Origin of the sequence: Nostocoides japonicum T1-X7 (genome assembly GCF_001046855.1) — a bacterium.
Classification (GTDB): Bacteria; Actinomycetota; Actinomycetes; order Actinomycetales; family Dermatophilaceae; genus Nostocoides; species Nostocoides japonicum.
In genome coordinates this window covers 4,773,509-4,776,144 of record NZ_HF570958.1, presented here as the reverse complement: position 1 = coordinate 4,776,144, position 2,636 = coordinate 4,773,509, and the positions used below count along the sequence as shown (strand labels likewise).

Here is a 2,636-nt window from a genome sequence, read left to right as displayed (position 1 = left end):
CCCCGCGGATGCGGGTCGCGAGCCGGAGCGCGTCCCGTCGCCGGATCCGCGCCCCCTCGTCGGTGGCGAGCCGCTTGGCGAGCCCGATGTGGCTCTGGGCGGCCCGCGCGGCGTAGAGGGCCATCTGCGGGTCGATCCCGTCCCGCCGGGCGAGCAGGTCGGCCACCGCCTCCGGCCGCGGGGTCCGCAACCGGACGTGGCGAGACCGCGACCGCAGCGTGATGAGGACGTCCTCGACCGAGGGGGCACACAGCATCCAGATGGTCCGTGACCCGGGCTCCTCGATGGCCTTGAGGAGGGCGTTGCCGGACTGCTCGGTGAGCCGGTCGGCGTCCTCGATGACGACGACCCGCCACCGTCCGACCGACGGCCGCCGGGACGACAGCTCGACGAGGCGCCGGGCGAGGTCGACGCCGATGGACAGGCCCTCGGTCGACACGAGGTCGACATCGGCATGGGTGCCCTCGTATGCCGTCCGGCACTCCCGGCATACGCCACATCCGCCGTCGGGGCACTGGAGGGCCGCGGCGAACGCGCGTGCCGCGATCGACCGACCCGACCCGGGGGGCCCGGTGAACAGCCACGCATGGGTCATGACCGACGGGTCCGCGACCGCCCGTCGGAGCGTCTCGACGGCGGGCTCCTGGCCGACGACGTCGTCCCAGATGCTCACGGCAGCACCCCCGTCGACCGCAGCCGCTCGAGGACGGCGGCGTGGACCGCCTGGGGCTCCATCGTGCCGTCGACGACGAGGTACCGCTCGGGGTGGCCCGCCGCCATCGCGAGGAAGTGCTGGCGGATCGACTCGTGGAACGCGTCCGCCTCGGCCTCGAGCCGGTCCTGGACCTCGCCCCGCCGGCTCCGCCCGACGGCGGGCGGCACGTCGACGACGACGGTGAGGTCGGCGACGAGCCCGTCGACGGCCCACTGCTGCAGGTCGTGGACCTCGGGCGCACCGAGGGCGCGGCCGGCGCCCTGGTAGGCGACGGCCGAGTCGACGAATCGGTCGCAGACGACGACCTGCCCGGCGGCGAGCGCCGGACGGATGAGGAGGTCGACGTGCTGAGCCTTGTCCGCGGCGAAGAGGAGCGCCTCGGCCCGCGGCGACACGTGGTCGCCGTGGAGCAGGAGGGTCCGGATCTCCTGGCCGAGCGCGGTGCCGCCCGGCTGCCGCGTCACGAACACCTCGCGACCGGCCGCCTCGAGCGCCTCCGCGAGCAGCCGGACCTGGGTCGACTTGCCCGCCCCGTCGCCACCCTCGAAGACGACGAAGTAGCCGCCGTCGCGCAGGGGTTGGGAGGTCGGGTCCGTCACGGGGACGAGCCTATGCCGCACCCCCGACGCCGCGGGCCGGCCCTCCGCGCGGACCCGGACCATCCCGGCTTCCTGGCCCCGTCGCCCTCGGCACGTGCGGGGTTGTCGTGGTTCCCGGACGGATCCGACCACGGAAAGCCCGCACCTACCGAAGACCGCACGTGTCGGGCGGAGCGTGGCGTTCCTGGGACTCTTGTGGGGAAGCTGGCCAGAGCCATGACGCTCACCAGCTTCCCCACAAGAGTCGGTCGGGCCGGGAGACGACATCTTCTCGGCACGTGCGGGAGTTGTCGTCGTGGGGTCGCCCAGGCGACGACGACAACTCGGCACGTGCGCAATCGACGGAGCTCGACCGGCGGGCTCAGCCGGCCGTGCCCGCCGCCTCCTGGCGGTCGGCGTTCGCCATGATGGCGGCCCGGACGTACTCGGAGAGGCCGGGCTCGCCGTAGGCGCCGTCGTAGTTCTCGGTGTACCGCGGGTCGCTGACGTAGAGCTCCCCGAGGTTGCGATGGAAGGCGGGCGGGCACGCGTAGAACCGCGTGTCGATGTGCTGCCGGTGCGCCTCGGCGGCGTCCATCGCCTCCGTCGACGTCGGCGGGAGCCCGGCCCGCTTGGCGTCGAGGAACCCCCGGGCGAGCGCGTCGCTCTCCTCCTTCACCTGGGCCCAGTCGGCCTTCGTGTAGCGGGCGGTGCGGCGCTTGGACTCCTTCCAGGCGTCGGTCTCACCCCATCGCTCCTCGGCCTCGCCCTGGTAGTCGTCGAAGGACTCGCCGAACAGCTCCTTCAGGTCGTGCGGGGTGGCTGGCTGGTTGCTCATCTCTCTCTCCAGTGCTCGGTCGATGGCGCCGACGAGCTCGGACAGCTCGTCGAGCCGGGACCTGACCGTGGCGCGCTGCCGCCGCAGGTGCTCCACGCGGGCGGCGGTCGCGTCACCCGAGGACTCGGCGGCGAGCAGCTCGGCGATCTCCTCGAGCCCGAACCCCAGCCGCCGGTACACGACGATGCTCTGGAGCCGGGAGAGGTCGGATGCGGTGTACAGCCGGTACCCCGCATACGACCTCTCGCTCGGCACGAGCAGGCCGATCTCGTCGTAGTGGTGCAGGGTGCGGACGGTGATGCCGTATGCCGTCGCCACCTGGCCGACGGTCATCGGCTCGACCTGCTCCGCCACCTGCGTCCTCCTGGTCATGTCGTCCACCCTGGGCCCTCACGTCGCGTGAGGGTCAACCGCCATTGTTCGCCCGATCGCGGGGCAGCCGAGTGAGGGCGACGACGACGCCGACGAGGAGGACGAGCCCGGCGACGAGGTCGGCTCGGTGCAT

The 2,636-nt window shown here is 73.0% G+C and carries 3 protein-coding genes; all 3 read right to left on the bottom strand.

What is annotated here, in order from left to right:
- Nucleotides 1-673 (bottom strand): DNA polymerase III subunit delta' (locus BN12_RS21690; RefSeq protein ID WP_157635771.1); only part of this gene is annotated, 673 nt, incomplete at its 3' end.
- Nucleotides 670-1,314: a dTMP kinase gene (gene tmk / locus BN12_RS21685; RefSeq protein WP_235432492.1), complete on the bottom strand. Its 645-nt coding sequence runs from the start codon at nucleotides 1,312-1,314 to the stop codon at nucleotides 670-672. The genes tmk and BN12_RS21690, both read right to left, overlap by 4 nt.
- A gap of 361 nt (nucleotides 1,315-1,675) precedes the next feature.
- On the bottom strand, nucleotides 1,676-2,503 hold the full coding sequence (locus BN12_RS21680; protein WP_048556542.1) for a MerR family transcriptional regulator: 828 nt from the start codon (nucleotides 2,501-2,503) through the stop codon (nucleotides 1,676-1,678).
- Nucleotides 2,504-2,636 lie beyond the last annotated feature (133 nt).